This window comes from Nocardioides sediminis (assembly GCF_003047295.1).
Classification (GTDB): Bacteria; Actinomycetota; Actinomycetes; order Propionibacteriales; family Nocardioidaceae; genus Nocardioides; species Nocardioides sediminis.
Window position 1 is genome coordinate 236,691 of record NZ_PZYZ01000006.1, and the last position, 23,537, is coordinate 260,227.

Annotated in this window: 23 protein-coding genes; 11 read left to right on the forward strand and 12 right to left on the reverse strand. The window is 72.8% G+C overall.

Annotation, left to right across the window (positions count from 1 at the left end; translation table 11 throughout):
• Window positions 1-43: 43 nt before the first annotated feature.
• Both DAI17_RS15250 and DAI17_RS15255 read right to left on the reverse strand, forming a co-directional pair.
• Entirely contained in the window at window positions 44-709 is a 666-nt protein-coding gene (locus tag DAI17_RS15250; RefSeq protein WP_107774055.1) for a fasciclin domain-containing protein, read from the reverse strand.
• Between the two features lie 159 nt (window positions 710-868).
• Window positions 869-2,470 (reverse strand): molybdopterin-dependent oxidoreductase, encoded by a 1,602-nt coding sequence (locus DAI17_RS15255; RefSeq protein WP_107774056.1) that lies wholly within the window; start codon window positions 2,468-2,470, stop codon window positions 869-871.
• Here DAI17_RS15255 and DAI17_RS15260 point away from each other — a divergent pair.
• The gene (locus tag DAI17_RS15260) at window positions 2,469-3,215 is read left to right on the forward strand and encodes an enoyl-CoA hydratase-related protein (RefSeq protein ID WP_325049875.1); all 747 of its coding nucleotides are present in this window, start codon (window positions 2,469-2,471) and stop codon (window positions 3,213-3,215) included. The two genes, DAI17_RS15255 and DAI17_RS15260, sit on opposite strands and share 2 nt — an antisense overlap.
• Before the next feature lie 144 nt (window positions 3,216-3,359).
• Window positions 3,360-5,543 (forward strand): HelD family protein, encoded by a 2,184-nt coding sequence (locus DAI17_RS15265; RefSeq protein ID WP_107774058.1) that lies wholly within the window; start codon window positions 3,360-3,362, stop codon window positions 5,541-5,543.
• Between the two features lie 32 nt (window positions 5,544-5,575).
• On the opposite strand, the gene DAI17_RS15270 is transcribed toward DAI17_RS15265, so the two are convergent.
• Together DAI17_RS15270 and DAI17_RS15275 are read right to left on the reverse strand one after the other, a co-directional pair.
• A complete protein-coding gene (locus DAI17_RS15270; RefSeq protein ID WP_159081584.1) occupies window positions 5,576-6,298 on the reverse strand; it encodes a class I SAM-dependent methyltransferase in 723 nt (240 codons plus the stop codon).
• Complete coding sequence (locus DAI17_RS15275) at window positions 6,291-7,262, reverse strand: glycosyltransferase family 2 protein (protein ID WP_107774060.1); 972 nt, start codon at window positions 7,260-7,262, stop codon at window positions 6,291-6,293. The genes DAI17_RS15270 and DAI17_RS15275 overlap by 8 nt, the downstream gene beginning before the upstream one ends.
• Window positions 7,263-7,424: 162 nt before the next feature.
• Here DAI17_RS15275 and DAI17_RS15280 point away from each other — a divergent pair, with 162 nt between their 5' ends.
• From DAI17_RS15280 to DAI17_RS15295, 4 genes are read left to right on the forward strand one after another with little or no spacing between them, the layout of a single operon-like run.
• Entirely contained in the window at window positions 7,425-9,326 is a 1,902-nt protein-coding gene (locus tag DAI17_RS15280; RefSeq protein ID WP_107774061.1) for an anthranilate synthase family protein, read from the forward strand.
• Between the two features lie 27 nt (window positions 9,327-9,353).
• The gene (locus DAI17_RS15285; protein WP_159081585.1) at window positions 9,354-11,159 is read left to right on the forward strand and encodes a sulfatase-like hydrolase/transferase; all 1,806 of its coding nucleotides are present in this window, start codon (window positions 9,354-9,356) and stop codon (window positions 11,157-11,159) included.
• Between the two features lie 28 nt (window positions 11,160-11,187).
• Window positions 11,188-11,754, forward strand: a complete 567-nt coding sequence (locus DAI17_RS15290) for an anthranilate synthase component II (RefSeq protein ID WP_107774063.1) — start codon at window positions 11,188-11,190, stop codon at window positions 11,752-11,754.
• Window positions 11,751-13,025 (forward strand): anthranilate synthase component I family protein, encoded by a 1,275-nt coding sequence (locus tag DAI17_RS15295; RefSeq protein WP_234412519.1) that lies wholly within the window; start codon window positions 11,751-11,753, stop codon window positions 13,023-13,025. Before DAI17_RS15290 ends, DAI17_RS15295 begins: the two co-directional genes overlap by 4 nt.
• Window positions 13,026-13,112: 87 nt before the next feature.
• Here the strand turns inward: DAI17_RS15295 and DAI17_RS15300 are convergent, their stop codons facing one another.
• The 3 genes from DAI17_RS15300 to DAI17_RS15310 are packed head-to-tail and all read right to left on the reverse strand — an operon-like array spanning window position 13,113 to window position 15,848.
• Window positions 13,113-14,507, reverse strand: a complete 1,395-nt coding sequence (locus DAI17_RS15300) for a sensor histidine kinase (protein ID WP_107774065.1) — start codon at window positions 14,505-14,507, stop codon at window positions 13,113-13,115.
• A complete protein-coding gene (locus tag DAI17_RS15305; protein ID WP_107774066.1) occupies window positions 14,504-15,202 on the reverse strand; it encodes a response regulator transcription factor in 699 nt (232 codons plus the stop codon). The genes DAI17_RS15300 and DAI17_RS15305 overlap by 4 nt, the downstream gene beginning before the upstream one ends.
• Before the next feature lie 4 nt (window positions 15,203-15,206).
• Entirely contained in the window at window positions 15,207-15,848 is a 642-nt protein-coding gene (locus DAI17_RS15310; protein ID WP_107774067.1) for a hypothetical protein, read from the reverse strand.
• A gap of 270 nt (window positions 15,849-16,118) precedes the next feature.
• On the opposite strand from DAI17_RS15310, the gene DAI17_RS21055 reads away from it, so the two are divergent.
• The 5 genes from DAI17_RS21055 (at window position 16,119) to DAI17_RS15330 (ending at window position 19,263) form a co-directional block, all read left to right on the forward strand.
• Window positions 16,119-16,289 carry a hypothetical protein gene (locus tag DAI17_RS21055; protein WP_159081586.1) on the forward strand — a complete coding sequence of 57 codons (171 nt, stop codon included), beginning with the start codon at window positions 16,119-16,121 and terminating at the stop codon, window positions 16,287-16,289.
• Window positions 16,286-17,161: a hypothetical protein gene (locus DAI17_RS15315; RefSeq protein WP_107774068.1), complete on the forward strand. Its 876-nt coding sequence runs from the start codon at window positions 16,286-16,288 to the stop codon at window positions 17,159-17,161. Before DAI17_RS21055 ends, DAI17_RS15315 begins: the two co-directional genes overlap by 4 nt.
• Window positions 17,162-17,202: 41 nt before the next feature.
• Window positions 17,203-17,931, forward strand: coding sequence for a hypothetical protein (locus tag DAI17_RS15320; protein ID WP_107774069.1), 729 nt, complete (start codon window positions 17,203-17,205; stop codon window positions 17,929-17,931).
• Between the two features lie 34 nt (window positions 17,932-17,965).
• A complete protein-coding gene (locus tag DAI17_RS15325) occupies window positions 17,966-18,409 on the forward strand; it encodes a hypothetical protein (protein WP_107774070.1) in 444 nt (147 codons plus the stop codon).
• Between the two features lie 149 nt (window positions 18,410-18,558).
• Window positions 18,559-19,263, forward strand: coding sequence for a GAF and ANTAR domain-containing protein (locus DAI17_RS15330; RefSeq protein WP_159081587.1), 705 nt, complete (start codon window positions 18,559-18,561; stop codon window positions 19,261-19,263).
• A 13-nt stretch (window positions 19,264-19,276) separates the two neighbouring features.
• Here DAI17_RS15330 and DAI17_RS15335 read toward each other — a convergent pair whose 3' ends face one another.
• From DAI17_RS15335 to DAI17_RS15355, 5 genes are all read right to left on the reverse strand, one after another.
• Complete coding sequence (locus DAI17_RS15335) at window positions 19,277-20,092, reverse strand: sigma-70 family RNA polymerase sigma factor (RefSeq protein WP_107774072.1); 816 nt, start codon at window positions 20,090-20,092, stop codon at window positions 19,277-19,279.
• A gap of 138 nt (window positions 20,093-20,230) precedes the next feature.
• The gene (locus tag DAI17_RS15340) at window positions 20,231-21,091 is read right to left on the reverse strand and encodes a fructosamine kinase family protein (protein ID WP_107774073.1); all 861 of its coding nucleotides are present in this window, start codon (window positions 21,089-21,091) and stop codon (window positions 20,231-20,233) included.
• Window positions 21,091-21,606, reverse strand: a complete 516-nt coding sequence (locus DAI17_RS15345; RefSeq protein WP_107774074.1) for a low molecular weight protein-tyrosine-phosphatase — start codon at window positions 21,604-21,606, stop codon at window positions 21,091-21,093. Before DAI17_RS15345 ends, DAI17_RS15340 begins: the two co-directional genes overlap by 1 nt.
• Window positions 21,606-21,974, reverse strand: a complete 369-nt coding sequence (locus tag DAI17_RS15350) for a phage holin family protein (RefSeq protein WP_107774075.1) — start codon at window positions 21,972-21,974, stop codon at window positions 21,606-21,608. Before DAI17_RS15350 ends, DAI17_RS15345 begins: the two co-directional genes overlap by 1 nt.
• Window positions 21,975-22,030: 56 nt before the next feature.
• The gene (locus DAI17_RS15355; RefSeq protein WP_107774076.1) at window positions 22,031-23,503 is read right to left on the reverse strand and encodes a carotenoid oxygenase family protein; all 1,473 of its coding nucleotides are present in this window, start codon (window positions 23,501-23,503) and stop codon (window positions 22,031-22,033) included.
• Window positions 23,504-23,537: the final 34 nt, after the last annotated feature.

Below are 23,537 nucleotides of genomic sequence, written 5' to 3' on the forward strand. Positions count from 1 at the left end.
GTGATCCTTGCGTGCCGTCGTTGCTGGGACAATCACGGGTGCGTCAGGGCATCATCACGGCGTCGATGACGTACACCGTGGCGTTGGCCGTCTGGATGTTGCCGCAGATGATGTTGGCCTGCTCCTCGGCGTCGGCGGTGAACATCTCGCCCTCGCCCTCGACGACCAGCTCGTCCTTGTTGAGGGTCTCGAAGGTGCCGGCCAGGTTGTCCGGGGTCAGGGTCTCCGGGACGACGTGGTGGGTGAGCACCGCGGTCAGCGCCTCCTTGTCCGCGAGGAGGGCGTTGAGGTCCTTCTTGGGGATCTCGGCGAACGCGTCGTCGGTCGGCGCGAAGACGGTGATGCCCTCGGCGGAGTTGAGGGTGTCGACCAGGCCGGCCTCGCCGACGGCGGTGACCAGCGTCTTGAGGAGCGGGTTGGCGGAGGCGGCGGTCGCGACGGGCTCGGTGGCCATGCCGTCGAAGGAGCCGGCACCGTCGGCCGGGATCGCCGAGCAACCCTCGCCGAAGGTCCCGTCGGCGGCACCCATCGCGTCGGAGGACTCCTCCTCCATCGGGGTCTCCTCCTCCATGGGCTCCTCGGAGGTGGTCTCGGAGGCGGAGCTGCTCTCCTCCGTGGCGGAGTCGGCCTCGTTGCCACAGGCCGCCAGGCCCACGGACATCGTCAGGGCGAGGGCGGCGAGTCCGGACTTGCGAGCGATGCGGTTCATGAGGGGAATGCCTTTCGTGAGGGGCTCCGAGGTGTCCTCCCCGGGTGTGTTTCCGCCTGTGGTTCGGGGCAGTCGCGGAGTCGGATTGGTGGAACCTGAAATCAGTTGCGGGACCCGCGCTCCCCCGAGCCACGGGTCCCGCAACGTCGATCGGGCACGTCAGCCGACGTTGACCGCGATCTCCTGGATGCCGCTCGAGCCCTCCGGGAAGGGCGTCGCGCGGACGGCCGTCTGGACGTCCCCGTCCTTGTTGGTGGCACGGCAGGCCACGAAGTGCTGGCCCGGCTCGGCGTCCCACTCGTAGGACCACTGCCGCCAGTAGTCGTCGCCCGCGTCGGGCCCGAGCTCGGCCGGACGCCAGGGTCCCCCGTCGACGCGCACCTCGACACCCCGGATGCCGACGCCCTGGGCCCAGGCCACCCCGCCCACGACGATCCTCCCGGCCGCGCTGTCCGACAGCGGCCGGGGCGTGTCGATGCGGCTGGAGATCTTGATGGGGGCGTCGATCGCCCAGTCGCGCTCGGTCCAGTAGGCCTGCTGCTCGTCGTAGGTCGTGAGCGTCATCCGCGTCATCCACTTGCAGGCGCTGACGAACCCGTACAGGCCGGGAACGACCATGCGCACCGGGAAGCCGTGCTCGCGGGGCAGCGCCTCGCCGTTCATGCCGATCGCGACCAGCGCGTCGCGCCCGTCGAGAGCCACCTTGAGCGGCACCGAGATGGTCATGCCGTCGACGTCGGTGCACAGGATCTGGTCGGCACCGGTGGAGTCGATGCCGGCCCGGTCGAGCACGTCGCGCAGGGGTACGCCGAGCCACCGCGCCGCGCCGACGTAGGGGCCGCCGACGTCGTTCGACACGCACGTGAGGGTGATGTCGCGCTCGACGAGGCGCATGCCGGCGAGGTCGTCGAAGGACATCTCGACCTCCCGGTCGACGTCGCCGTCGATGGTCAGCGCCCACGAGTCGACGTCGATCGCCGGCACGGTCAGGGCGGTGTCCACGCGGTAGAAGTCGTCGTTGGGGGTGCGGAACGCCGAGATGCCGGGGACCCGCTCCTCGAGGCCGGCCGGCAGCGCGGCGGCCCGGTCGGCGGCCGGGGGAAGGGCGATGTCGGTGCCGCGGAGGCGGACCTGGGAGACCCAGCGTCCCGCACCGGCGACGGCGGCCGCGGCCAGCGCCGCACCGCCGGTGGCGAGGAGGACCGTACGCCGCGACGCGGTTCGAGCGGCCGCCTGCGAGGCCGCGCCCTCCCCTGCCGGGTCCTCGGCGGTGCCGCTCACCCGGAGCAGCAGCCAGAGGGTCAGCGCGCCGACGAGGGCGGCCACGGCGCTCGGGACCAGGTCGAGCGCCCCGGCGCTCGGGCGCAGCAGGGCGAGCACGCCCGCCACCGCCGCGAGGCCGACCAGCACCGAGAGGCCGAGGGCGAGGCGCCGCGCGGCCAGGATGCCGGCCACGCCGGCGAGGACCAGCACGACGGCGAGCACCGAGCCGATGAGGACCGGCTTGTCGGCGGTGCCGAAGGTGCGGATGGCCCACTCCTTGACCGGCGTGGGCGTCAGGTCGATCACCGTCGACCCCGCGGCGAGCACAGGTGAGGCCGCCGGCACGGTGAGCGCGGCGATCAGGTGGGCGGCGGCCATCCCCAGGAGGGTGGCGAGGATGCCGTACAGGGCGGGCAGCAGTCGGGTCAGCACCTCGGTGGTTCGGTGCGGGCGGGGGCGCGGATGGGGTGGGGCCGGGTGCGGCAGGATGTCGGCCATGACCGAGCTGGTGCACTACGCCGTTGCCGATGCCGTCGCGACCATCACCCTGGACTCGCCCCACAACCGCAACGCGCTGAGCCGCCAGCTCGTGACCGAGCTCTTCGGCCACCTCGAGCGGGCCGGGGCCGACGACGAGGTCAAGGTGGTGCTGGTCGAGAGCTCCGGCAAGGTCTTCTGCTCCGGCGCCGACCTCGGCGAGGCGACCACCGAGGGCATGGAGGTGGGGGCCCGACGCATCGTCGACCTCCAGCGCCTCGTGGTGACGCTCGACAAGCCGGTGGTCACCAAGAACCTCGGTGCCGTCCGGGCCGGTGGCATCGGCATCGTCGCCGCCGCGGACATCGCGATCAGCGCCGACGAGGCGACGTTCGCGCTGACCGAGGTCAAGCTCGGCCTCGCCGCGGCCATCATCAGCCTGACCGTGCACCACCGGATGAACCCCCGCGCGGCGGCCCTGACCACCCTCGGCGGCGAGGTGTTCACCGGCGTCGAGGCGGCGGCGTACGGGCTGGTGACGCAGAGCGTGCCGGCGGCCGAGCTCGACGCGCGGGTCGCGGAGGTGTGCGCCAGCCTGGCGACCGGCGCCGCGCAGGGACTGCGCGAGTCCAAGCGGATCCTCAACGCCGACCTCGTGCGCCGCATCGACGAGCGCGGCGCCGACATGGCTGCCCTCAGCGCGACCCTCTTCGCCAGCGACGAGGCGCGCGAGGCGATGACGGCGTTCCTCAACCGGGCGCGCTGAGCCCGCCGCGGGTCGCCCACCGCGGCGCTCCGACGGGCGGATCCCGTCGCTTCGTGGTCCGGCGCCCTCGGCTAGTAGTCTTGAGCGTCTGTCGCCCCCCGGGCGGCGGGAGGGACGCAGGGACGTGCACAGGGGGACGTGGGAGTGACCGAAGATCTCGAGAAGCGTGAGATCGCGGCCGAGCAGGAGTACGTCGACCGCGTCTACGTGCAGCTCGAGGCGAGCGCCCGCAATGCTCAGCAGCTCGCCGCCGAGGGGCACGGCCGCGGACGCCTCGGCCACGAGGGCGGACTGGTCGAGCGCGACGCGATGGTGTTCCAGGCGGCCAAGCGGATCGCCCAGCTCGACGCCGCACACGAGGGGCTGGTCTTCGGCCGGCTCGACCTCGATGCCAGCGTCGACACCGAGCCGCGCTACATCGGCCGCATCGGCCTGCGCGACGCCCAGCGCGACACCCTGCTGATCGACTGGCGCGCACCCGCGGCCGCCGTGTTCTACCAGGCCACCGCCGCCGAGCCGGCGGGCGTCATCCGGCGCCGGGTGCTCCGCTCGGACCACCGCACTGTGGTCGGGGTCGAGGACGAGCTGCTCGACGCCGACGCCGAGACCGACCTCCCCATCGTCGGCGAGGGCGCCCTGATGGCCCAGCTCAGCCGCGCCCGCGACCGGTCCATGCACTCGATCGTGGCCACCATCCAGGCCGAGCAGGACAAGGCGATCCGCGCGCCCGGCAAGGGCGTCGTGTCGATCTCCGGCGGCCCGGGCACCGGCAAGACGGTCGTCGCGCTGCACCGCGCGGCGTACCTCCTCTACTCCGACCGCCGTCGCTACGAGTCCGGCGGCGTGCTCGTCGTCGGCCCCAGCGGCGTCTTCATGCGCTACATCGAGCGGGTGCTGCCCAGCCTCGGCGAGACGGCGGTGGCCCTGCGCAGCCTCGGCGAGGTCGTCGACGGCGTGCGTGCGACCCGCCACGACGAGCCGGCCGTGGCCGACGTCAAGGGCACGGCGCGGATGGCCGAGCTGATGCGTCGCACGGCCCGTCAGCAAGCGCCCGGCAGCCCCACCGAGTTCAGCGTGTTCTGGCGCGACGACCGGATCGTGCTCGACCGCGGCGTCCTGGGTCGCGTACGCCGCCAGCTCATGTCCCAGGGCCGGCGCAACCGGCAGCTGCCCCGGGTGGCGCACGCGCTGCTCGACGCCATGTGGCGCCAGGTCCGCGGCGAGCGCGGTCGCGAGCGCGGTCGCGAGGCCTTCAACGACGACATGCTGACCAACCCGGACTTCGTCGACTTCGCCGCCGCTTGGTGGCCGCCGCTCGACGCGCCCACCGTGCTCGGCTGGCTGGCCGACCCGGAGGTCCTGGCGCGGGTGGGCGAGGGCGTGGTCACGCCGGAGGAGCAGCGCCTGCTCACCAAGTCGTGGGCGGCCGGCGCCGGCCTGTCGGTCGAGGACGTGCCGCTGCTAGACGAGCTGCGCTACGCGCTGGGCGACGTGCCGCTGCGCACCGACGCCGACCACGACCGCAACGACACGCTCACCGCGCTCGAGGGCGGGGTGGACCTCCAGGAGCTCACCACCGCCTCCGAGCGCGAGTACGCCCCCTCGGGGCGGGCCTGGGCGCCGCCGACCCACCGCATCGAGGACGACGGCTTCGCCCACGTGCTGATCGACGAGGCGCAGGACCTCACGCCCATGCAGTGGCGGATGGTCGGCCGTCGCGGCCGCACCGCGAGCTGGACGATCGTGGGCGACCCGGCCCAGTCGTCGTGGCCGGTCCCGGCCGAGAGCGCCGCTGCTCGTGCGGAGGCGCTGGAAGGCAAGCCGCTCCACGAGTTCCACCTCTCGACCAACTACCGCAACTCGGCCGAGATCTACGAGTTCGCCGCGGCCTACGCGGGCCGGGTCGGCCTGGACGCCGACCTGCCCGACGCCGTACGCCGCACCGGCGAGGTCCCGCGCGAGCTGCCGGACACGCCCGACCTCGAGTCCGCCACCCGGGCCGCGGTCGCCGAGGTGGCGGCCAGCGTGCAGGGCACGGTCGGCATCGTGGTGCCGGTCGCTCGGCGCTCGGAGGTCAACGCGTGGCTGGCGTCGTGGCCCGAGCTGGCCGACGACGCCCGTGGCGCCCGCGACGCGGTCGACTCCTCGGTCGCCCCGAGCGGGGAGGACCGGGTCGTCGTGCTGACCGGCCTCGACACCAAGGGCCTGGAGTTCGACGGCATCGTCGTCGTGCGGCCGCAGGAGATCCAGGACGAGTCGGCGACCGGCCGGGCGACGCTCTACGTCGTGCTCACCCGAGCGACGCAGCTCCTGACGACCGTCGGCTGACGCGACGCGCTACCCGCTGCAGACGCTCCAGGTCACTCCGGTCCGATCGAGAGGACGGCGAAGGCGTTGAGGTTCCACGACGGCAGCACTGGTATCGGGAAGTAGTCCACGTCGAGGCGACGACCCGGATCGACCGCAGCTCGTGCCAACGTGATGACTCGACCGAACGGGCTCACGTGCTCGATGGCATTGACCAGCTCGTACACGCCGGCCGGCACACCTCGCTTGCGCGCTGCCGGTCGTGACACGAGTCGGCGGAAGGCCCGCGACACCATGCCGGGATCACACGGGACCAGCATGTCGATCACGCCGTCGGGACGACAGACCCGCTGCCACTCCTTGACGGCTGCCCATGGGTCCGGCAGATGGATCAGGAGACAGCTCGCGACGAGCCGGTCCACGACGGCGTCCCCGAGTGCGAGGTGCATGGCATCTGTCTGGACGAACTCGAGGTCACCGGGGCGGGTTCTGGAACCGATCGCCCGTTGGTGCGAGTGCTGTCCGGGGATGCGTATGTCGGTGGCGATGTAGCGATCCCGCCGATGGCGCACCAGGGGGTAGTGCTCGAAGCGTCCCGCCCCGACCTCCACCGTGACGGGGAAGTAGTCGTCCGGACCCCGGCGGCGCTCGAGACGGCGGTGGAGCAGCGAGGCGGCACCTCCGACACACCCTGAGCCGTGCACCGCCGCATAGTGCGAGGCGTAGTAGTCGTCGACGATCCTCGCGGGATCGCTGATCGGGGACTGGTCATGCACGACCAGCGCTCCAGTCGAGTGTTTCCACATCGACCGCCGGCGGCATGCCGGTGTGGAGTCCCGTGCGGAACATGACCACCAGGAGTCCCAAGGTCATCATCTGCAGGCCGGCGAGGACGCTGAAGATGAGCACCGTCACGACCAGGATCGACCCGACGCCCATGAAGGTGCCGTTGAGGACGGAGGCGATGCCCACGGCCAGGCCGTACGTGCCGAGGAGTGCGATCGTGACCGCGATCGTCAGTGCGAGGCGGGGCAGCATCGCCCAGGGGTTGGCGAGCAGCATCAAGATGGCCTTGTGCCACAGCTGGCCCTTCGTCCAGCGAGTCGACCGCGAGCCGTCGCTGCGTTCCAGGACCGGTGCCGAGAAGGTCTCCACTCGAGTCACGGAGGCTTGGACGAGGGGGACGAGCGGCGTGATCCCGAGCTGGGGGTTGCCCGCAAGGAGTCGCACCGTCCGGTGCGGAAGGACGAGGTACTCCCCGAGCGTGGGGTCGAAACGAACGCCCGTCAGTCCGGCGAACAGGGACAGGCCGAGAGTCCCCAGCATGCTGGTCCGGCGTCTCTGGTAGTCGGTGCGACGGGCTACCTGGGGGAGCTTCGACGCCTCACACGCGTGCAGCGCGGCAGGTAAGGGCGACGGGTCGTGCTGCCCGTCGGAGTCCATGAGCACGACCATCCCGGGCTCGGCTGTCAGGGCGCGGATGCCGATGGCCTGCGCGACGCCCTTGCCCTGGTGATGATCGAGGCGGATGCCGCCCACGCCGACCGCCCAGTCACCCCGGCGCACCCGTTCGATCTCCCGCCACGTGTTGTCGTGGCTGCCGTCATCGATGAAGACGGCGGTGACCCGGAAGCTCTGGTCGCCTGCGAACGTCTGCGAGAGTGCCGCCACCATCGGCTCGATGGACCGCTCCTCGTTGAGGCACGGAAGCAGGATGTGGACCGGCACGGGCTGGGTCATCGATCCTCGCGACTTGTCGGCTCGTCGAGGGAGGCGTTCGCGCGATTCATGGCGGGCATTGTTCCACGCGTTCGATCGACGGAGAGCACGTGAGGTCGGCTCCGCCCTCCCAGCTCGGGACGGCTTGGCCGCTGTCGCCGCGTGACAACTAGGGTTTCGGCCATGACCGACGCCGCCGCTGTCCGCGCCCTCCTGGACGAGATCCAGGGGCACGAGGCGTGGGCGGTGATCCGTCGCAAGGCCGAGCGCACAGCGGGCCTCGTCGCCGGGCGGCGTACGGAGGTCGAGTCCATCCTCGACATCCCCCTCGAGACGGGGGTCCCCGAGCACGGCAAGGTCGCCGACCGGCTGGTCGCGGTCCCGTTCCGGCAGGTCCGCGAGCGCGGCTTCGACGCCATCGACGACGGCACCCCGCTGGTCGTGGTCGACATCGACGTCGAGCACGAGGTCGGCGTCGACGACCTGCTCGCCGCGCTGCCGGCGCACGACATCGAGATCGCCGACAAGGGTGGCTTCGAGACCTCCGACGAGGACTACGCGGCCGTGGTGGAGGCCATCATCCGCGACGAGATCGGCCGGGGCGAGGGGGCGAACCTCGTCATCGGGCGGCACTACCGCGCCGTGGTCGCCGACTGGGACGCCGAGCGCGCGCTGAGCGTGCTGCGCCGGCTGCTCGAGCGCGAGCGGGGCGCGTACTGGACCTTCTGCTTCTTCACCGGTGACCGGTTCCTCATCGGTGCCTCGCCGGAGCGGCACGTCAGCGTCCGCGACCAGGACGTGCGGATGAACCCGATCTCCGGCACCTTCCGCGTCGGCGGCGACCCCGAGACGCTCAAGCCGCGCCTGCTGGACTTCCTCGCCGACGAGAAGGAGGTCTTCGAGCTCTTCATGGTGGTCGACGAGGAGCTGAAGATGATGTGCGACGTCTGCCACGAGGGCGGGCAGGTGCTGGGGCCGTTCCTCAAGCCGATGACGCACCTCGTGCACACCGAGTACCTCCTCGCCGGCCGCAGCGAGCGGGACCCGCGGGAGATCCTGCGCGACACGATGTACGCCGCCACCGTCACCGGTGCGCCGGTGGAGAACGCCTGCCGGCTCATCGCGGAGTACGAGACCGAGGGCCGCGGCTACTACGCCGCCGCGCTGGCGCTGTTCGGCCGCGACGCCTCCGGCCGGCCCACCATGGACAGCCCGATCCTGATCCGCACCGCCGACGTCGGCCCAGACGGCCGGCTCAAGGTGACGGCGGGCGCGACGCTGGTCCGCGACTCCGATGCGGCGTACGAGGTGGCCGAGACGCACGCCAAGGCCGGCGGCATCCTCGGCGCCTTCGGCCTCGTCCCGCAGGCGACGGCGCCGGCCGAGGAGATCGCCGCCCTGGCCCGCGACGAGGACGTGCTCCTGGCGCTCGGGACCCGCAACCAGCGGCTGAGCCGCTTCTGGCTGACAGACCAGGAGGGCGCGCCGCCGGACCCGTCCCTGGCCGGCCGGTCCGCGGTGATCCTGCACGGCGAGGACGACTTCGTGAACATGCTGCGCCACGTCCTCGGCGTCTTCGGGATGACGTCGACGGTGGTGCGGCACGAGGACTACGAGACCGGCGCCTTCGACGGCGCGGACCTCGTGGTGATCGGCCCCGGGCCGGGGGACCCGCGCGACGGCGACCACCCCAAGATCGCGGCGTTCCGCCGGGCGGTCGACGACGTGCTGGCCTCCGGGCAGCCGTTCCTGGCCGTGTGCCTGGGCCACCAGACCCTGTGCGACCGGCTCGGCATCCCGCTCGACTTCAAGGACATCGTCTTCCAGGGCACGCAGTCGCCCATCTCCCTGGACGGGCGCACCGAGAGGGTCGGGTTCTACAACACCTTCGTGGGCCGGGTGGGCCCCGACCACCGGCTGCCCGACGGCGTGACCGTCGACCGCGACGAGGCGACCGGCGACGTGCACCGGGTCGCCGGCCCGCACTTCCGCGGCATCCAGTTCCACGCGGAGTCGATCCTCACCGAGAACGGCTACGACCTGATCCACGAGCTCGTGCGTGGCGTGCTCGCCGATAGTCCATAACTCTGGTAGACATTGCGTCTCTCGGGCGTGGCACGCAACCGATCCACCCCCGCACGCGTCACCATCAGTGACCGACCATGGACGGGGGAGTCCTTGCTGTTCGTACGACGCCGCATCGCCGCAGCCATCTGCCTGGCGACCGCCGCGGCCCTCACCGCCTGCGGGTCGGCCACCGGCCCGACCACCGCAACCGCCGACGCCGCCGGGGCGGCGCTGCCCACCGCGCGCGTGCAGGCCGCCGGGGGCGCGCGGCTCGCGGACCTGCCCGCCGCCAAGCGGGACCAGCGGCCCAACATCGTGGTGGTCCTGCTGGACGACTTCTCGATGGACCTGGTCCAGACGATGCGCTCGATGAGGCAGATGAAGCGCGCCGGGGCGTCGTACTCCCACGCCTTCGTCGTCGACTCGCTGTGCTGCGTCTCGCGCTCGAGCCTGTTCACCGGGCAGTACCCGCACCAGACCGGCGTCCGCACCAACACGTCGGGCCAGCGGGACGCGATGCCCCTCGGCGGCTATCCCGCGTTCGAGGGCTACGGCAACCCCGAGCGCGCGTTCAACGTGTCGCTCCAGGGGGCCGGCTACACCACCGGCTTCGTCGGCAAGTACCTCAACGAGTACGAGTGGGTGAAGGGCCGGGCGCTGCCGCCGATGCCGCCGGGCTGGTCGCAGCTCAACGTGGTCTTCGGCTCGGCGTACGACGGCTGGGACTTCGACAGCACCTACGTCCGGCAGGGGCGGCTGCGCACCCGGCACCATGCGGCCCCGCCGCTGTCGGCGCCGGTCAAGGCGCGCGACCGGGCCTACGCCGGCAGCGTGATCGAGCGCTACGCCAAGAAGTTCATCAAGGCGCACGCCGACGACGACGCCCCCTACTTCCTCGAGGTCGCGCCCTACGCGCCCCACAACCGCACGCAGCCGCAGCCCTACTACCCGGGCGACCCGGTCTTCCCGCCGGCGTTCCGGGACCGGCCGGCGGCCGGGCGCAAGGGCAACTGCGGACCGGTGGCCTGCACCTCGCTGACCACGCGCGACCTGCCCGGCTTCGGCGACGCCCGTCGCGACAACGTGCCGCGCAAGGCCAACGGCACGAAGGCGCGCGCGTGGAACACGCGACCCAACCCGTTCCGCCCCGGGCAGAGCGTCGCCGACCTGCGCAACCGCGCGATGATGGCGCAGTCGGCGGACCGCACCGTGCGGCGGATCCTGCGGCTCGTCGACGACAACACCTACGTCGTGCTCACCTCCGACAACGGCTTCCACCTCGGGCAGAACGGCCTCGCCCGCGGCAAGGGGACGGCCTACGACACCGACGTCCACGTCCCGCTGTACGTCGTGGGGCCGGGCGTCGTGCCCGGCACGCGGGCCGAGCTGACGTCCAACGTCGACCTCGGGCCGACCTTCGAGGAGCTCGCCGGCGTCGCGTCCCCGGCGTACCGCTCGGGGCAGTCGCTCGTGCCGACCTTCGGCGACCCGGCGCTGGTGCGCCGCAACCACGTGTTCATCGAGCACACCGCGCAGGCGTTGACGAAGCTCGACCCGGACTCCGCGCTCAACGGCGACGAGCTGGACCGGATCCCGTCCTACGTCGCGGTCCGCAGCCGGACCGGGCTGCTGATCCGCTACGACATGGACACCTCGGTCAAGCGCAACGCCTGGGCCTACGAGTTCTACAGCTACAAGTCCCGGAAGTGGGAGAAGACGAACGCCTTCGCCCAGCCCCGGCACGCCGGCGAGGTCCAGGCGCTGATGGGCAAGCTGTCGCAGTGGGACCGCTGCGCCACCGCGACCGGGAACCAGCCGGTGCCCCCGGTGTGCCGGACGATCACGCAGTAGCCGAGGGGGGCGGCGCTAGCGTGCTCCCGTGCCCCCACCCGCGGACGTCGTCGTGGTCGACCACCACGACTCCTACACGTGGAACCTCGTCCACCTGGTCGCCTCGGTGACCGGCGTGCTGCCGCGGGTGGTGCAGCACGACGAGGTGAGTGCCGCCGAGGTGCTCTCCCACGCGTACGTCGTGCTGTCGCCCGGCCCCGGGCACCCCGCCGACCCCGTCGACTTCGCGGTCGGGCGTGAGGTGCTGCTGGCCGGGACCCGCCCGGTGCTCGGCGTCTGCCTGGGCATGCAGGGCCTCGTCACGGCGTACGGCGGGACGGTCGAGCGGGTGCCGCCGGCCCACGGCGACGTGGCGACGGTGACCCACGACGGCAAGGGCGTCTTCGCGGGGCTGCCCAACGGCTTCCCGGCGGTGCGCTACCACTCGCTCGCCGCGACCGCCCTCCCCGACGAGCTGGTCGCCACGGCCTGGTCGGCGGACGGCGTGGTGATGGGGGTGCGGCACGTGTCGCTGCCGCTGGAAGGCGTCCAGTTCCACCCCGAGTCGGTGCTGTCCCGGCACGGCGCCGCGATGGTCGCGAGCTGGCTGTCGTGACCGACGACCCGGTCTCCAGCTTCTCGACGGTCGCGGCCGAGCGCCGGCGCTGCTTCTGGCTCGACGGCGGTGGTGCGCGCGAGTGGTCCGGCCGGCGCTCGATCATCGGCTGGCTCGAGGACGACGACGTCTCCCTGACGTACGACGCCGCGCGGCGCGAGGTCCGCCGGCACGCCGCCGGCACCTCGGAGGTCGTCGGCGATGACATCTGGGACGTGCTCGAGGCCTCGATGGCCCCGGGGGACCAGTGGTTCGGCTACCTCGGCGCCGCCTGCCGGCCCGACCTGCCGGCCCGTCCCGACCCGGACCTGCCCGACGCGGTGTGGATGCGGCCGTCCTCGGTGCGCTCGTTCGAGCACGAGGCGCCTGTGTCGGAGTCACCGCTGCAGCGGGGATTCCCTCGGTTGCTGGCCGATGCAACGGCCAGCAACCGTCGAGGTCGGCCAGCCGGTGGGGCCCCTGAGGCGTACGCCGCCGCGTTCGCGCGCGTCCAGGAGCACCTGCACGCCGGCAACTCCTACGAGGTCAACCTGACCTACCGGCTGACCGCCGAGGCCGACCTCGACCCCGTCGCGACCTACCTGCGGCTCCGCGACCTCAACCCCGCGCCGTACGCCGGGTGCCTCCAGCACGACGTCGAGGGCCACCGGGCGTGGCTGCTCAGCTCCAGCCCGGAGCGCTACGCGCTCGTCACCGCCGACCGCACCATCGAGACCAAGCCGATCAAGGGCACCGCCCCTCGCGGGGCGACGCCGGAGGAGGACGAGCGGCTGCGCGACGGCCTGGCGCGGGATCCCAAGAACCGGGCCGAGAACCTGATGATCGTCGACCTGCTCCGCAACGACATCGGCATGGTCAGCGACGTCGGCTCGGTCGAGGTGCCGGTGCTGATGGACGTCGAGTCCTACGAGTCGGTCCACCAGCTCGTCTCCACCGTCCGCGGCCGGCTGCGCGACGAGGTCAGCACGGTCCAGGCGCTGCGCGCGCTCTTCCCGCCCGGCTCGATGACCGGGGCGCCGAAGCGGCGCACGATGGAGGTCATCGAGGAGGTCGAGGAGACGCCGCGGGGCGTGTACGCCGGGGCGTTCGGGTGGATCAGCGGCGACGGCCGGGCGGACCTCGGCGTCGTCATCCGGTCGCTCATGACCGCGGGCGACGGGCGCTGGACGCTCGGCACCGGCGGCGGCATCACGGTCCGCTCCGACCTCGAGGAGGAGTGGCAGGAGTCCCGCTGGAAGGCCGAGCGGCTGCTCCGCGCGCTCGAGCCCTGAGCGGCCAGGAACTGCCCGGTCGGCACGATCCAGCGGTCAGGAATCGCCCGGTCGGCACGATCCAGCGGTCAGGAACTGCCCGGTCGGTCAGACGATGGCCGGCTGCTCGCCGGGTAGCCACAGGGTCAGGCGCGTCCCGCCGCCGGGAGCGTCGGCCACCGCGACCCGGCCACCGTGGCGGTCGACGACCTGGCGGACGATCGCCAGCCCGAGTCCCGAGCCCGGCATCGACCGCGACTCCTCGGAGCGCCAGAAGCGGTCGAAGACGCGCGGCTGGTCCTCCGGCGGGATCCCCGGCCCCTGGTCGTCGATGGTCAGCACGCCGGAGGCCAGGCGCACGGTGATGGTGCCTCCCGGCGGGCTCCACTTCGCCGCGTTGTCGAGCAGGTTGAGGACGGCCCGCTCCAGCCCGGTCGCGTCGCCGGTGACCCGCCAGCGGTCGAGTCGCACGTCGAACTCGATGCCGGGCGCGCGACGGCGTACCCGGGCCAGGGCCCGCTCGGTGACCTCGGCCAGGTCGACCGGCTCGATGATCGCCGCCGGCTGGTCCTCGCGGGCCAGCACGACCAGGTCACCCACCAGCGTGGTGAGCTCCTCGATCTGGGCGCGCACGTCGTCGAGCAGCTCCCGCCGGGCCTCCTCCGGCAGGCCCCCCTCGGACCCGTCGGCCTGCGCCAGGAGGTCGAGGTTGGTGCGCAGGGAGGTGAGGGGGGTACGCAGCTCGTGCCCCGCGTCGGCGACGAGCCGGCGCTGCCGGTCGCGCGAGGCCGCAAGCGACGTCAGCATCTGGTTGAAGGCGGCCGCGAGGCGGGCGATCTCGTCGTCGCCCTCGACCGCGAGCGGCGCCAGGTCCTCGGTGACCGCGATCCGCTCGACCGACCGGGTGAGGCGGCGTACGGGCCGCAGGCCGTTGGCGGCCACGGCCCACCCGGCCAGCGCGGCGGCGAGCACGCCGAGCCCACCGGCGACCAGCATGACGGTGCCGAGCTTGGCGAGGCTGCGGTGCTGGGAGGACAGTGGCTGGGCCAGCACCAGGGCCTGGCCGGAGCCGGCGGGGACGGTGGCGACGCGGTACTCCACGTTGCCGGCGGCCGCGATCGTGCGCACCGAGTCGGGCTGCCGGCCCGCGGCGACGTCGAGCTCGGGGCGGCCCAGGACGATCTCGGGCCCGTCGTCGGCGGTCAGCACGCCCCGCTCGGAGGTGATGAAGATGATGCGCACGTCGGCCGCGCCGAGCATCCACGAGGGCACGTCGCGACGGGTCATCTCCGACAGGGCGGTGAACTTCGCGGCCTTCTCGGCGCGGTCGAGCAGCGACTCGTCGAGGCTGTCCTGCAGCTGCATGCGCATGACCATGAAGGCGCCCAGCGACATCGCCGCGATCGACACGGCGACGGCGAGCGTGGTGAGGACCGCGACCCGGGAGGCGAGCGAGCGCCGGTAGTGCCAGCGGCGGTCGTCCCAGCCGGCGAGGGTGCTCATGCTTCCTTGAGCACGTAGCCCACCCCGCGGACGGTCTGGATCAGCCGCGGCTCGCCCCCGGCCTCGGTCTTGCGGCGCAGGTAGCCGACGTAGACCTCGAGGGAGTTGGCGCTGGTCGGGAAGTCGTAGCCCCACACCTCCTCGAGGATGAACGAGCGCTCCAGCACGCGGCGTGGGCGCCGCATGAACATCTCGAGCAGGGTGAACTCCGTGCGGGTCAGCTCGATCGCCCGGTCGCCGCGGCGGACGTCGCGAGAGCCGACCTCCATGGTCAGGTCGGCGAAGGACAGCGTCTCCTCCGCGGCGTCGTCGGCCGGCACCACGCGGCGGAGCAGCGCTCGCAGCCGCGCCAGCAGCTCCTGCAGCGCGAACGGCTTGGTCAGGTAGTCGTCGGCCCCGGCGTCGAGGCCCTCGACCCGGTCACCGACCGCGTCGCGGGCGGTGAGCACGAGGACCGGTACGTCGTGCCCGGCGGCCCGCAGCGCCCGCGTCGTCTCGATCCCGTCGAGCCGCGGCATCATCACGTCCATCACGACCACGTCCGGGTGGCTGGACCCCAGGACCGCCAGTGCCTCGGCGCCGTCGGCGGCGAGCGCGACGTCGTACCCGTTGAACTCCAGCGAGCGGCGCAGGGACTCCCGCACGGCACGGTCGTCGTCGACGACGAGGACGCGGGGCTTGGGGCTGTCCGGCACACACCTACCTTGCCAGCCCAGCCTGAGGCTGCGCTGAGACCGGCTCGGTGTCGGGCAGGTGGTGTCGCCAGGCGTGGTGGACGAGGAGGGCGGCGATGACCGTGCCGATCCAGCCGGCCAGCAGGTCGCCGAGCGTGTCCGCGTACGCCGTGGGCAGCTCGGTCGAGCGGGTGACGAACGAGACCAGCTCGAAGAGCTCCCAGGCGAGCGCGGCTGTCATGCCGAGCGCGAGCGAGCGCTCCAGCACCGCGAGGGCACTCGAGGTCCGGTGCATCGTCAGCAGCACCAGCGCCGCCGTCACGCAGGCCACGTTGGCCACGTGCATCAGGTCGTCGAACCACAGGATCCGGTCGTAGAGGTCGAGACGGTTGCCGAGGATGTCGCTGAAGGCGGCGACGGTGAGTAGCAGGTCCGCCAGCCACGGGTAGGGGCCGGTCCGGCGCCACAGCTGCCACCAGACGGGCACGGCGAAGGCGAGCATCGGGTAGGTCAGCGCGCGTGCCACGGGCGCCTTGCCCTCCAGGTTGCCCCAGCCCGGGTCGATGAGGACCAGCACGAGGGACGCCATCAGCGCGGCCTTGCCGAGCACGTCCAGCACGACCAGCGCCGCTGACGGGACCGGCGGTCGGGACGCGACGCTCCTCATGCTTCCAGCGTAGGAATGCGTCCTCCCGGTGTACCGGGCCGTAAGTCACCCGCCCGGCTGCCGGCAGGCCCGGGCCGGCCGCAGGTCTGGACCAGCACGCTGCGACCGTGGACGTGCGCAGCCGGCGGCTGCTTCGCTCCATCCAGCGCCATCACCGAACGCTCGGGGGAGTCTTGGGTTCACACGGGTCAGCTCAGTCGTCGGGCTCTCGCCTGCCGCGCTGCGACGTCGAGGCGGTCGGTGTCCGTGGGGATCAGTAGCCGAGCAGGCGTGAGCGCTCGGCTCCGATCGATCCGGGAGCGGGCCGGCGGAGGAGAGGACGTGTACGTCGACTGCGTGCAGGCCCTCGCCCGGGACCTCGACGTGCGGCTCGGGTGCGACTCCCTGCTCGAGGGGCTCCTCCACGTCCGCGACATGGGGCTGCGGGGGATGTTCAGATGACCCGTACGTCGCCGTCCGGCTCGGCCGACGCCGCGTCGTACGTCCTCGAGCTCGTCGGCCTCGCCGTCCCGGGAGCCGCCGAGCACCTGCGGCGGGTCGGCACGGTGCTCGCAGACCATCCCGGTCTGGCACCCACCCGGTACGGCCCGAGCGACCCGCCGAGGGCCCGCCTGACGGACCCCGCGGCCGAGCTCGCGGCAGTCGGCGTGAGGCAGGCGGACCGCCCCCAGGCGGTGGTCCACCTGGCCTGCCCGGAGCGCGGCGAGACCGGGACCGCTGCCTACGTCGCCGCTCCGTTCCGGGACCACCCGCCCGGGTTCGTCCGCCCGAGCAGGCTCGAGCTCGCACTCGTCCCGGAGGGGCCGACGGAGCTGGGCGACCTGCTCGCGGACCTGGCCGGGGCGACGGACGCCTGCTACGGCTTCGTCTCGTCGCGTCCCCACCTGGCCCAGCTGCGGGGGACCTTCGGGGCCGATCGGCGCCGTCAACATGGACCGTCGCCCTCGGGAGGTGCGCCGCCGACCTGGCAGCCGCCGCCGTACCAGGCGCTGGAGATGGCGCTGCCCGATGTCTTCTGGGTGCAGTACCTCGGCCCGGCCTTCGTCGGGCTGTGGGGCGAGGACCGCGTCGCACGCGCCGGCGTCGCCCAGCGACGACTGGGCAACGGCGGGTACGTCGTGTGGGCGTGCGACGAGCCACCGCCCGAGGACGCGGACGTGGAGAGTCCCGAGGCCCATCCATGGAAGGCGTCGGTCTACGACGCGCTCGGTCCCGAGCCCTTCGTGCGCCACGACCGGGCGTGGAACGACTTCGGTGTCCACGTCCCCTTGATGACCCAGCACGCCGCGGCCCGCGGGACCCTCGCACCGTGACCCCCGATCAGCATCCTCGATCCAGTGAGACGGAGCAGCAGATGACCGACGACGAGAACCTCGCCTTCATCGCCGCTGTCATGGCGGCGTCCAAGGAGGCGGCAGGCCTGCCGCCCGACTGGGGCACGACACCTGCCCCGTCGAGCGCCGAGGCGGAGCTCGAGGATGCGCCGCGCCCGCCCCGGCTCCGGGGCGGGATGACCACAGCCGAGCTGCTTCCGTACGGCGAGGTGGTGCTCGGCCCCGGTGGCCAGGAAGCGGTCCTCGAGCGCCTGACCTGCCCGCCCGTGCAAACACCGGGTGGTGGCATCACGGCCTGCGACCCGGTGTCGCTGGAGTGGCAGCGGCCTCTCGAGGTCGACCTGCGTGGTGCGGCGCAGCCGGTCGAGGTCGCGGCGCTGCGATGGACCACGCCGCGCGGGGACCTCCTCCAGGCCGCGGTGGCGGTCATCGGAGACCTGTCCGCGGTGACGAGCTGGATCGAGTTCCCCGTCCCCGGCACCAGGCTCTCCATCGACAAGGGGTGCGGTGCCTTCATCGCGCGCAACCAGGTGGGCGTCGTCGCAGGGCTGGTTGAGGACGTGCTGTCGACGGTCAGCGACGTCGGACTCGTCCCGGTCGAGGCCGGCGGGACCGTGGTCGGTGCGCTGTTCGGCAGCGGGGACGGCCCGGGAGGCTACGAGCTGATGCTGGGGCGCGGAAGCGGAGCCGTGCCGGTCGCCCTGCTCGTGGACCTGCGCGTGCTGCCCCGCGACGGCGTGGCACCGTGACGCTCCGGGCGGCGGACGAGAGGTCGGGCGCGGCGTGAGCGTGGCGACGTACGTGCGAGTCTCGGACGGCTCGTGGCGGTTCGACCCCCAGCAGGTGTTCGACGCCCTGCGCGACCAGTACGCAGGGCGCTCCCTGTGGCAGGGGAGCGACCCACGCCAGCTCATGGCGGAGGGGTATGCGGACGGCTGGGAGGTCACCCTCGGCGAGGATGGACGCACGTTCGTGATCAAGGCGCCCCCGGTGCCGCTGATGGAGCTCGTGTCCTGGGTCCGGGCCTTCGTGCCCGAGGACGTGCCGCTCCAGGTCTTCGACGACCAGCTCTCGTTCGAGGTCGCCCCGCTGCGTCCCGGGATCACCCCGGAGCAGGTCAGGGCGGAGCTTTTCCCCGATGCGTGGCGCGTCGAGGAAATGAGCAGGTCGACGCCCTCGGCCAGGAACCAGCGCAGGGGATCGGCCAAACCGCCCCACCTCCCGTGATGACCGTGAGCGACGTGCAGGGCCGGGGCCGCACGGCGTACCGCTTCCGAGACAGCCACGACCGGTGTCCTAGGATTGCCGACGGTCCAGAAGCGGCCTCTCGATGCTGCGTCGAACACCTCGACGCCGGTGGTGAAAGTTCCCTTCTGATGCCTGATGACGTGCTGGCAGAGGCCCTTGCCCACGCCGCCCGCAGACTCAACGAGGTCTCCTCGCTGGAGGAGACCCTGACCGAGATCGTGCGCACCGCGCGGGTCTCGGTGCCCGGCGCCGACCACGCCGGCGTCACCCTGGCCCACCCCGACGGCCGCCTCGACACGCTCGCGGCGACCGGCGACCGCGTGCACGAGTTCGACGCCATCCAGTACGAGCTCGGCGAGGGGCCGTGCGTCTACGCCATCGAGGCGGACACCATCGTGCACGTGCCCGACGTCCGCGCCGAGCGCCGGTGGCCCTCGTTCATGGCCGAGGCCGGGCGCCGGGGCTTGCGCGCCCAGATCGGCGTGCGCCTGTACGCCGATCGCAGCGGGCAGGCGGGCCTCAACATCTACTCCGAGCAGGAGCACGGCCTCGACGACACGAGCGCGCAGGCGGCCGACATCTTCGCCGCCCACGCCGCGCTCGCCATGGGCAAGGCCAGGGCCATCGACCAGCTGCAGGAGGGGATGCGCACCCGCCAGCGGATCGGGGTGGCGGTCGGCCTGCTCATGCACCGCTACCAGACCACCGAGGATCGCGCCTTCGCCTTCCTCGTCCGGGCCTCCTCGCACGGCAACGTCAAGCTGCGCGACGTCGCCGCCGAGGTGGTCCGGGACTTCGAGGGCGGCCTCGCCGGGGGCGGCGAGGCGATCTAGCAGCGCGACGGCTTCAGGCCGCCGGGGCGGGCCCGGTGAGTCCGGCGCGCAGCTCACCGAGGATGCGCGTCAGGGTGCGGGAGACCTGGGACTGGGTGACGCCGACGGCCTCCGCGATCTCCGCCTGGGTGCGGTCCTCGAAGAAGCGCAGGCGCAGGACGTGGCGGTCACGGGCCGGGAGGGCACGCATCAGCGGGCCGAGCACCAGCCGCGCCTCCACGGCACCGTGCCGGCCACCCGTCACGGGGAGGAGGTCACCGAGGGACGACGTGCCGTCGGCCACCGGGGTGTCCAGCGACGTGGGGGCGAAGCAGCCGTCGGCGGTCATCGCCTCGACCACCGCCTCCCGCGTCTCGCCGAGGCGTTCGGCCAGCTGCACCTGGGTCGGCGTCTCGCCCAGCTCGTGGGTGAGGTCGGACTCGGCGGCGGAGATGCGGGCCTGGAGCTCCTGGACGCGGCGGGGGGGACGGACCGCCCAGCACGCGTCGCGGAAGTGGCGTCGTACCTCGCCACGGATCGTGGGCACGGCGTAGGACAGGAAGTCGTGGCCCTCGGACGCGTCGAAGCGGGCCGCGGCCTTGACGAGGCCGAGGAACGCGACCTGCTCGAGGTCCTCGAGGCTCGCGCCGCGGTTGCGGTAGCGGGCCGCGATCGAGCGCGCGACCGCCAGGTTGGCCTCGACGAGGTCGTCGACGAGGTCGCGACGATCGGTCTCGGTCACGTCGGGCTGGGCAAGCTCGTCGCAGATGGCCGTCGTACGTCGGGCACGGGCGGCGCCGTCGGGGGCGTGGACCGTGCGGGGGTTGGGGATGAGCGGACTGATCGTCACGGGGACGCCTCGATCCGGAGGAGAAGAGTCCTTGCCGTGGTCTCCAGCAGGGGGTTCTCTCGACAGTGCCACCGCCAACCGATCGAGTCAACCGGGACCACCCGAACGAACTAGTCGCGCGTGGTTCGCACGGGTGGCTCAGGCGTACTGGGCGGCCGCGCGAGCGGCGCGGGCGCCATACCCGCCGCCGAACATGCAGGCGTGCACCAGCAGCGGAAAGACCTGGTGGAGCGCCAGCCGGTCCTCCCATCCCTCCGCGAGCGGCGTGACCTCGTCGTAGGCCTGGACGACCCGCTGGAGGTGGGGGAGCCCGAAGAGGTGCAGCATCGCGATGTCCACCTCGCGGTGGCCGCCGTACGCCGCCGGGTCGAGGACGTGCACCGCGTCGGCGCTCCACAGGCAGTTGCCGTTCCACAGGTCGCCGTGCAGGCGCGCCGGCGGCTCGTCGGGGACGAGGGAGGGGAGCCGGCCGACGACCGTCTCGACGGTGGCCGCGTCGTCGGGGGTGATGGCGCCGCGGTCGCGCGCGAGCTTGAGGTAGGGCAGCACCCGCCGCACCGCGTAGAACTCCGGCCAGGTGGGAGCGGGGCGGTTGGGCATCGGCAGCCGGCCGATGAACCCGTCCCGCTCCGCGCCGTACGACGGCGCGCCGGCGGCATGCGTCCGGGCGAGCGCCTGGCCGAAGGCGATCGCGGACTCCAGGGTCTGCCGCGACGAGGGCTCCACCCAGCCGAGGATGAGGCACTCGGGGTCGACGGCGAGGAGGGGCGGCACGGGCACGCCGTCCTCGACCTCGGCCAGCCAGCGCAGCCCGGCCGCCTCCGCCTCGAAGAAGCCGGGCGGGGCGTGCGGCAGCGTCTTGACCAGGGCCGTCGTGCCGTTGGACAGGCGCAGGCGGGTCGCGGTGGAGATGTCTCCCCCCGCGACCGGCGCCGTGGCCACCACGGCGGCACCGAGGAGCTCCTCGGCACGGCGGGCGACCAGGGGCTGGCGGGCCATCAGTCGACGGCGTCCTGCCGGCGCCGGCGCTGCAGGGCGTCCACGATCGCGGCACTCGTCCGCTCCACCATCGACAGCACCTCCCCGAACCCGTCGTCCCCACCGTAGTACGGGTCCGGCACCTCGCCACCCCGTTCGACCGGGTCGAAGTCCCGGAACAGGCCGACCCGCTCGTGGGGGCCGGCGTCGGCGAGGACGTCGGCGAGGTTGGCGTTGTCCATGACCAGCACGACGTCGTGGGCGTCCACGTCGGTGGGGGCGAACTGCCGGGCGCGGTGGACGGAGGGGTCGTAGCCCTCGGCGGCCAGGGCGACCGCGGCGCGCGGGTCCATCGGGCGGCCGACGTGCCAGCCGCCGGTGCCGGAGCTGGTGACCTCGACCTCGCCGGCGAGGCCCGCGCGGTCGAGGTGCTCGGCGAGCACCACGTGGGCCATCGGCGAGCGGCAGATGTTGCCCAGGCACACGAGGGCGATCCGGTAGGGGCCCTCGGTCCGCGGGTCGGGGAGCCGGTCCATCAGTCGTCCAGCACCAGGTCGATCGCCCAGGTGGCGAGGGTGATGACCACCGAGCCCAGCAGCGCGCTCCAGAAGCCGTCGACGGTGAACCCGAGGTCGAAGGCGTCGGCGAGCCAGGCCGTGAGCATCAGCATGAGGGCGTTGATGACCAGCAGGAGCAGGCCCAGCGTGAGGATGATGAAGGGGAGGGACAGCAGCTTGACCACGGGCGAGACGAAGGTCGTCACCAGGCCCAGGATCAGTGACACCCCGAGCAGCGGCAGCACCTTGTCCTGCCAGTCGGCGCCGTCGAAGGAGATGCCGTCCAGGAGCCATGCGGCGACGGCGACGCCCGCCGCGGTGGTCAGCAGCCAGATCACGAACCTCATGCCCGCCAGCGTAGGGGGCCGGGAGCAAGGGGCCGTCCCGCCGTCTCCCGGGGCGTTCAGGCCTGCGTCGGTGCCCAGTTGCCGTGGAAACCGGCGGGAACGCGACCGGGGAGGTGGACGGCGGCGACGTCCTCGAGCGACGCCGCGTCCAGCACGCGCAGGTGCGAGCGCCCGACGCTGCGGTCGAAGACGTAGCCCATCAGCACGCCGTCGTCCTCCGCGGTCCCACCGGGGGTGGGGACGAAGCAGAACTCGCTGGCCTCCAGGTCGGCACCGAGACGTCGTACGTCGGTGCGCCCCGCGTCGAGGTCGTGGCGCAGCACCGCGTCCCCGGTCTGGCCGCCCTCGAACCCCACGGCCCAGCCGTAGCGGTGCCGACGGCCGGTGAGTCGCTCGTCGTGCCGCGGGAACTCCTGCGACCGCTGGTCGACGCCCTCCTCCCGGGCCCGCCCGGTGGCCAGGTCGAGGGTGTAGCGCGACAGGACCGTGGGCCCCTCGTCGGGCCCGTCGAGGACCCGGTCGAACATCCTCGGGTGCTTGACGACGTCCACCACGACGGTGTCCCCGTCGTCGTAGGCGTTGAGGGTGTGGAAGACGTAGCAGGGGTCGATGTCGAACCACCGGACGGCGTCTCCCTCGGCGTCGCGGGGCAGCACGCCGATGCGGGCGGGGTAGTCGGGGTTCCAGCGGTAGGGGAGCGTGGCGGCGCCACCGCCGCCGCGGGCGACCAGGGCGATGAGCGGCTCGGGCACGGGGTTGCGGCCGACGATCCGGCCGAGGACGCCGCGCACCAGGGGCCGCGCGGGGCGGGGCACGTCGGCGGTGGCCATCTCGAGGTCGAAGGTGACCGGCAGGTCGAGGATGACGACGTGGCGCTCGGTGAGGGCGAAGTCGTGCATCATCGGGCTGCCGTGGACGCGGATGTCGACGCTGCGCCGGATGCGGCCGGAGGTGTCGAGGACCGAGTAGTCGACGCGGTTGCCGCGCATCCAGGAGTAGGAGACGGCGTGCAGCTCGCCGGTGTCGGGGTCCTCGTGCGGGTGGGCGGTGTAGCCGGGGCGGCCCGGGAGGCTGGGCAGGGTGCCGTCGAAGTCGCACGGTCCGACGGTCTCGAGGTCGTGGGTGAGCTCGTACGGCGGGGAGCCGGCCTCGACGAGGGCCAGCGTCCGTCCCGCGTGCTCGAGGACGTTGGTGTTGGCGGCGAAGTCGACGCCGCCGGGCTCGCCGCGCACCGGCTCGCCCAGCGCCGTGGCGACGTCCCGGGAGCGCACCCAGCGGTTGCGGTACCACTGCGCGCGTCCGTCGCGGAGGTGGACGCCGTGCACCATCCCCTCGCCCAGGAACCAGTGGAAGTGCGGCCCCTGGTCGTGCATCGGGTTGGGACCGTTGCGCAGGTAGCGGCCGTCGAGGTGGTCGGGGAGCACCCCGGTCACGGTCAGGTCGAGGGCGGTGAGCTCCTCGGTGACGGGAGCGAAGTTGTCCTGGAGGTAGCGGCTGGTGCCGGTGGGGAGGGGGTGCGTGAGGGTCATGGCGGACTCGGATCGGAGAGGTGGATAACACTGT

Excerpts from the sequence above, each read along its gene's own strand:
- DAI17_RS15330 (WP_159081587.1), top strand. The coding sequence starts at position 18,559 with ATGCCTGATGACGTGCTGGCAGAGGCCCTTGCCCACGCCGCCCGCAGA.
- DAI17_RS15340 (WP_107774073.1), bottom strand. The coding sequence starts at position 21,091 with ATGGCCCGCCAGCCCCTGGTCGCCCGCCGTGCCGAGGAGCTCCTCGGT.
- DAI17_RS15345 (WP_107774074.1), bottom strand. The coding sequence starts at position 21,606 with ATGGACCGGCTCCCCGACCCGCGGACCGAGGGCCCCTACCGGATCGCC.
- DAI17_RS15250 (WP_107774055.1), bottom strand. The coding sequence starts at position 709 with ATGAACCGCATCGCTCGCAAGTCCGGACTCGCCGCCCTCGCCCTGACG.
- DAI17_RS15300 (WP_107774065.1), bottom strand. The coding sequence starts at position 14,507 with ATGAGCACCCTCGCCGGCTGGGACGACCGCCGCTGGCACTACCGGCGC.
- DAI17_RS15275 (WP_107774060.1), bottom strand. The coding sequence starts at position 7,262 with ATGACCCAGCCCGTGCCGGTCCACATCCTGCTTCCGTGCCTCAACGAG.
- DAI17_RS15355 (WP_107774076.1), bottom strand. The coding sequence starts at position 23,503 with ATGACCCTCACGCACCCCCTCCCCACCGGCACCAGCCGCTACCTCCAG.
- DAI17_RS15320 (WP_107774069.1), top strand. The coding sequence starts at position 17,203 with ATGACCGACGACGAGAACCTCGCCTTCATCGCCGCTGTCATGGCGGCG.
- DAI17_RS15260 (WP_325049875.1), top strand. The coding sequence starts at position 2,469 with ATGACCGAGCTGGTGCACTACGCCGTTGCCGATGCCGTCGCGACCATC.
- DAI17_RS15315 (WP_107774068.1), top strand. The coding sequence starts at position 16,286 with ATGACCCGTACGTCGCCGTCCGGCTCGGCCGACGCCGCGTCGTACGTC.
- DAI17_RS15280 (WP_107774061.1), top strand. The coding sequence starts at position 7,425 with ATGACCGACGCCGCCGCTGTCCGCGCCCTCCTGGACGAGATCCAGGGG.
- DAI17_RS15310 (WP_107774067.1), bottom strand. The coding sequence starts at position 15,848 with ATGAGGAGCGTCGCGTCCCGACCGCCGGTCCCGTCAGCGGCGCTGGTC.
- DAI17_RS15350 (WP_107774075.1), bottom strand. The coding sequence starts at position 21,974 with ATGAGGTTCGTGATCTGGCTGCTGACCACCGCGGCGGGCGTCGCCGTC.
- DAI17_RS15255 (WP_107774056.1), bottom strand. The coding sequence starts at position 2,470 with ATGGCCGACATCCTGCCGCACCCGGCCCCACCCCATCCGCGCCCCCGC.